Source organism: Micromonospora sp. NPDC049171 (assembly GCF_040648275.1).
In the GTDB taxonomy this organism is placed as follows: Bacteria; Actinomycetota; Actinomycetes; order Mycobacteriales; family Micromonosporaceae; genus Micromonospora.
Window position 1 is genome coordinate 21,476 of sequence record NZ_JBEZDJ010000050.1, and the last position, 6,203, is coordinate 27,678.

Consider the following 6,203-nt stretch of genomic DNA (forward strand, 5'->3'; position numbering starts at 1 on the left):
CCGGTGACACCGGCGCGGTCACTCAGCGGTACGCGCGAAGAGCCGTCCGGTGTAGGTGAGCGACACGACCGCACCGACGACCGCCAGGCCGTACGCCCAGGCGACTCCGCTGTTCCAGGCGTGTCCCGCGTACAGCTCACGGGCGCCCTCCACCACGGTGGTGAGCGGGTTGGCCAGCGACAGCCAGCGCAGCCAGTCCGGTGCGTACGTCATCGGCACGAAGATGCCCGACAGCAGCGTGAGCGGCATGGTGATCAGGCTGACCCCCGGACCGAGTACCTCGTTGGTCTTGAAGATCAACGCCAGCGCGTACGACAGGGGTGCGATGCCCAGGGCGAGCAGCAGCAGCAGACCCGCCATCTGCAGCACCTGCAGGGGGTACAGGTGCAGCCCGAACGCCACCGCCGGCAGGGTGATCATCACGCACTGCATGAGCAGCACCGACGCGTCGCGCATGGTGCGCCCGAGCAGCAGGGCGAACCTGCTGACCGGGGTCACCTGGAACCGTTCGAGCACACCGAAGTGGGTCTCGGCGACAAGCGAGAAGCAGGCGTAGAGGCAGGTGAAGATGGCCAACTGCACAAGCAGACCCGGGACGTACAGGTTGAGGACCTTGTCCGGGTCCGCCCCGCGCAGGCTGCTCTTGAGCAGGGGGGCGAACAGGATCAGGAAGAACAGGGGCTGGACCGTCATCACCACCACCCCCCGGAAACTCTGGAAGGTGCGGATCATGGCGCGCTGGTAGACCAGCCAGGTCTCGGTGAGCAACTTCACGGTGCACTCCTTGGTTGGGCGGGGAAGGCGTCATTTCGCATCGCGAAGCGACCTGCCGGTCTTGCGGAGGAACACGTCGTCCAGCGACGGCCGCTCCAGGGCGATCGAGGTGAGCTGCGCGCCGTGGGCGTCGAGCAGGCGCATCACGTGCGGCAGCGCGGTCTCGCCCTTCTCCACGAACAGGCGGACGGTCTGCGGATCGGGTTCGTCCGCGTCCCGAACGAACGGCTGCTCGGCCAACACCTTGTGGATCGTCTTCGCGTCGCCCTCCACCCCGACCACGATGATGTCGCCCGCGATCTCACGCTTGAGGTCCTGCGGGGTGCCCTCGGCGGCGATCTGGCCGCGGTCGATGATGACCAGCCGGTCGCACAGCGCGTCCGCCTCGTCGAGATAGTGCGTCGTCAGGAAGACCGTCATCCCCTCGTCGCGCAGCCTGCGCACCTGGACCCACAGGTTCGCCCGACTCGGCGGGTCGAGGCCGGCGGTCGGTTCGTCGAGGAACAGCAGCTTGGGCGAGTGCATCATGCCGAGCGCCAGGTCGAGACGCCGGCGTTGCCCGCCCGAGTAGGTGCCCGTGCGCCGGTCCGCGCAGTCGCCCAGTTCGAAGGCGTCGACCGCCCACTCGGCGCGGGCCAGTGCCGCGGACTTGTTCATGCCGTGGAACCGGCACTGGATGATCAGCTCCTGCCAGGCCGTCATGGACGGGTCGGTGCCGCCCCGCTGGCCGACGTAGCCGATGTGCTTGCGGACCTCGCGGGGCTGCTCGACGAGGTCGGCGCCGCAGACGGTGGCCCGGCCGAAGGAGGGACGCAGCAGGGTCGCGAGCATCCGTACCGTTGTCGTCTTGCCCGCGCCGTTGGGCCCGAGGAAGCCGAAGACCTCCCCGGCCTGCACGACGAGGTCCACGCCGCTCACCGCCTCGACCTTGCTGCGACGACCGCGGAAGGTCTTGCCCAGCCCGAAACTCTCGATCATGTCTCCCGCTCTCAGGGTTGTGGCGGTCTCCGCGCACTCACGCCACGTCGGCCCGCGATGCCGGTTCGATGAGCACACCCATGTGCTCGATGCCGTAGGTGCCGGGCCGTGATCGCAGACGCGGCGGACGGTCCGGGTCGATCGACATCCGGTCCAGATGCGGGTAGAGAGCGCGGAATGCCCTGCCCGCGAACATCTTGCCGAGCACGGCGCCCGGGCAGAAGTGCGGCCCGGCGCCGAAGGCCATGTGGTCTTCCTTGTTCGGGCGGTCCAGGTCGAACACGTCGGGGTCGGGGAACTTGCGCGGGTCGCGGTTGGCCGCGGCGAGCAGCGCGTGCACGAGGGCGCCGCGCGGGATCACGGTGCCGTGCAGATCGACGTCCACCTCTGCGCGGCGCAGCAACCATGGCGTCGGAGTATATAGACGAAGGTATTCGTCGATAAAGTCGTCGGTGCGGTCGGGACCGGCGGTGAGCACCCGGCCCAACTCCCGGTCCTCCAGCAGCATCCGCACCCCGCCGCCGAGCAGGTTCATGGTGGTCTCCATGCCGGCGGCCACATAGGACCAACCGAGGCCGACCATCTCGTCGTGGTCGACGTCCCCGGACTCCTGGCGACTGACCAGATCGCTGAGGATGTCGCCGCGGTGCGGGCAGCCCACGCGCTCGGCGGCCAACTCGTCGATGTACCCCACCAGGCCCATGAAGTCCTCGAAGAAACCCGGCACCTGTTCCGGGTCCAGGCCGCCCATCACGGAGAAGACCTCGATGACGGCCTGGGACCAGCGCTGCATCTCGGCCTTGCGCTCCATCGGGAAGCCGAGCATGCCGCCGACGACCCGCAGCGGCAGCGCGGTGCTGAACTGGTCGACGAACTCCACCGAGCGCTGGGCCAGCAGGTCGTCGACGAGTTCCTCGACGGTCTGCTGAATCCATCCGTTCAGGGTGCTCAGGGCGCGCGGCCCGAAGGCCCGGTTGGTCACCCGGCGCAGCCTGGTGTGGTCCGGGGCGTCCCGGTTCACCATGATCGGCAGATCGAGGAAGTCGCCCCGGCGCACGTGCGAGGAGAACTGCCGGCGGTCGCGCAGCGCCACGGCCACGTCGTCGTACCGGCTCAGGAGGTAGAAGTCCTCGCCGTCCGGGGTCGTGGCGGTCGTACGGTGGACCGGGGCCTCCTCGAGCAGCCGGCGGTACATCGGCCAGGGCAGGACGCGATGCGCGGGATCGGCCGGGTCATAGTTGATCGGCTCGTGCGTCACGGAGTGCACGGACTGCTCCCTTCGGAGGGTCGACGAACCGGGCGGAGATGAACCGTCGCAGGTAGGTGTGCAGGAGCCCGGTGGTCAGCGGCGGGCAGGTCAGTCCGAGCCCGGCCAGGGTCTGGCGGGTCGACGTCGACTCGAACCGTGGCACCCGCGCGTCGTCGATGGTGTCCACGAGGAAGGGCACCAGGCCGAGCAGCGCCATGGTCCCGGAACGCGAGCCGGTGATCCGTTCACGCCAGTCGTCCCAGCTGGTCAGGTCGATCGGATACCCGAACGCGCGGACCATCTCGAACAGCTGCGGCCAGGTCAGGTCGCTGTCGTTGACCAGGTGGAAGGTGGCGCCGTTCAGCTCGGGGCGGCGGGCCGCCTCCACCACGGCCGCCGCCACGTAGTCGATCGGCGCCGGTTGGAGGTGGATGTTGACCTCGCGCGGCCCCACCCCGGCCTCGATGCAGCCCTTGAGCATCATGTTCAGGTGGTCGTGCCGGTTGAACGCCCCGGTGCGGCTGTCCCCGCCGGCGTTGACCCGGTGGATCGTCATGGGTACGCCCCGCTCGTGCGCGGTGCGGATCATCTGCTCGGCGACCCACTTCGACTGCGCGTACCCCACCGACAGCGGTCCGCTCTCGATCGGCAGCTGCCACTCGTGGACGGTGTCCGGCTCGTACTCCACCGAGGAGAACACCCCGACGGTGGAGATGAGGTGCACCGGGCGTGCCGGGCCGGCCAACGTGGCGAGGCGCAGCACCTCCCGGGTGCCGTGCACGTTGGCCCGCTCCAGCGCCCGGTACGGATAGGTCCACTTGACCTGGGCGCCGCAGTGCACGATGTCGCCGCAACGCGCGTGCAGGTCGGCGAACGCCTCGTCGCCCAGGCCGAAGCCCGGCTCCGTCAGGTCACCGGGCACCGCGACGATCCGGGACCGGTGCCGGTCGACGTCGATGCCGTAGGTGTCGAGGTTGGTGAGGATCCGCTCCAGCGCGCGGTGCGCGTTGCTGGCCCGGGCCAGGCAGTAGACATCGCCGTCGCGCCGTTCGAGCAGTTCGGCAAGCAGGAAGGCGCCGACGAAACCTGTCGCGCCGGTCAGCAGGCTGGCCCGCGGTGCGCCGTCGGGATGCCAGGCGGACGTGTCGGCGGCGATCGACGGCGGCAGCGCGGCGCGCGCGGCCATCTCGTCCACGCTCATCCGGGTGAGCTTGCCGGTCTTCAGTATCGACAGCGGGCGGGGTTGGGCGGCGAGGACGGGATCCAGCGCCGGTGGTGCCGGGGCCGCGACCGGGTCTCCAGCCTGTGCGGGCACCCCGGGGTCGGCGGCGCGGATCTCGTCGGCGAGCATCGTGGCGAGCGTGGCCGGCGACGCGTTGTCGAAGAGGACGTCCATCGGAACCCGTACGTGGAGATCACGTTCGATCGCGCTCCGGAACTCGGCGATCATCAGCGAGTCGGCCCGTGCGGTGACCGGCCCGGCCGGGTCGATGTCCTCCGGCTCGCATCCCTCGACCGAGGCGAGCAGCGCCGCGAGGTACCGCTGGAGGCGTTCGCGTGCCTGCTGCGGGCTCGTCCGGCGCAGTCGCGACACGTCGGGTCGGGCGACCTTCGGGCCCGTCTGGGCCCGGGTCGGCGAGCCGCTCGACATCGAGGACGGCCCGGCGGTCAGCCGCTCCACGGTCTCCGGTGTGAGTGGGCTGAAGGACACGCCACTGATGAGGGCGTAGAGCAGGCCGTCCTCGTCGGTGATCGACACGTCGCCGACCAGACCGTCGTCGCGGCCGGGGGCGTCGCGCAGAACCGCCGTGCAGCGGATCTCGCCGTCGGTGAAGGCTCGCTGGACTGTCATGCCCGCGAACCCGGTGCCGACGTACAGCGGCCGTTCGGGTCCGGCGTCCGCCCCGGCCGCCACCGCGATCAGTTGCACGCAGGTGTCCAGCAGGAGCAGGTCGGGCCGTACCCCAGCGGTCAGCGCGGCGCACGACGGGTCCGGCGCGGCGACGTACCCGACCGCGGCGGCCCGGCCGCGCAGCGCCGACTGCACCAGCCGGAAGCTCGCGCCCAGGGCGAAGGACGGATGCCAGGCTCGCTCGTAGAACTCGTCGTGGTCGAGGTCGTCGAGGCACCGGCCGCGGGCCCGCTCGAACTCCTCCGGTTCCAACTCGTCGGCGTTGCCAGAGTCGGCGTTGCCCGCGTCGGCGTTGCCCGAATCGGCGTTGTTCGAGTCGGCGGCGACGATGTCGGCCTCGAGTAGTTGCTGCCAGCCGCTGTCCGGGTCGTGCGCGAAGACGCGGACGCGGGCGCCACCATCGTCATCCGGGTCCAGGATGGTCTGCACCGTGCGCGCGGCGTCGTCCGCGAGGATCAACGGTCGGCTGAACGCCAGGCGCCCGACGGCGAACGGCCCGTCGAGGGCGCGTTGCGCGCAGCGGTGCACCAGTTCGAGGAAGACGATGGCGGGGACCAGGATGCGGTCGTGCACGCGGTGTTCGTCGAGCAGCGGCAGCGCCGCCAGCGACAGGTGCGTCTCGGCGATGAGCTGCCCGGACGCCGTGTCGGTGAAGTGCGGCAGCAGTCCGGTGCCTGCGTCGGCCGACGCCATCTCGTGCCGCGACGTCGGCACCGGGGTCATCTCGTGCCGCAGCGTCGGGACCCAGTAGTCGCGGTGTTCGAACGGGTAACGCGGAAGGTGCGGGATCCGCTCGGGGCGCTGGCAGACCGCGGACCAGTCGACGGGGACTCCCCGGGTCCAGAGCACACCCAGCGACTCGTGCATGAGACGCCGGTGTTCCGGGTCCGGGTCGTCGGGGGCGTAGGTCGGCAGGTAGAGGGCGGTGTCCCCGCCGGGAGAGTCCCGGACGAGACGTTCGAGACCACGGGGGCCGAGCTCGATGAGCAGCGCGGTGCCGCTGGCCGTGGCCGCTTTGACCGCGGTGCGGAACTCCTCGGGATCGCGCTCGGTGAGCACCGTGTCCGCGACGACCCCGTGCGTGCGCCACCAGGTGACCAGGGGTTCGGGGTCCGGCGACGCGGCGGGCACGAGGAAGGTGATGTGGGGGGTGGTGGTGGGTGGGGTGTGGTGGTGGGTGAGGTGGGGGTGTTCGGTGTTGGTGGTGAGGGCGGTGAGGGCGTGGGTGAGGTGGGTGGGGTTGGTGGTGGTGATGGCGGCGCGGTGGGGGTGGTGGGTGCGGGTGTGGGT

Annotated in this window: 4 protein-coding genes; all 4 read right to left on the minus strand. The window is 70.5% G+C overall.

Going from position 1 to position 6,203, the window contains the following annotated elements; all coding sequences use genetic code 11:
- Positions 1 to 18: 18 nt before the first annotated feature.
- Positions 19 to 774 (minus strand): ABC transporter permease, encoded by a 756-nt coding sequence (locus tag AB0B14_RS35995; RefSeq protein ID WP_357526580.1) that lies wholly within the window; start codon positions 772 to 774, stop codon positions 19 to 21.
- 30 nt (positions 775 to 804) lie between these two features.
- Positions 805 to 1,752 (minus strand): ATP-binding cassette domain-containing protein, encoded by a 948-nt coding sequence (locus AB0B14_RS36000; protein WP_357078180.1) that lies wholly within the window; start codon positions 1,750 to 1,752, stop codon positions 805 to 807.
- A gap of 37 nt (positions 1,753 to 1,789) precedes the next feature.
- Positions 1,790 to 3,019: a cytochrome P450 gene (locus AB0B14_RS36005; protein ID WP_357526582.1), complete on the minus strand. Its 1,230-nt coding sequence runs from the start codon at positions 3,017 to 3,019 to the stop codon at positions 1,790 to 1,792.
- On the minus strand, positions 2,985 to 6,203 hold a 3,219-nt coding region (locus AB0B14_RS36010; protein WP_357526583.1), incomplete at its 5' end, for a thioester reductase domain-containing protein. The genes AB0B14_RS36010 and AB0B14_RS36005, both read right to left, overlap by 35 nt.

Bases quoted from the DNA above. Each gene is read 5' to 3' on its own strand.
- AB0B14_RS36000 (WP_357078180.1), bottom strand. From the start codon at position 1,752: ATGATCGAGAGTTTCGGGCTGGGCAAGACCTTCCGCGGTCGTCGCAGC.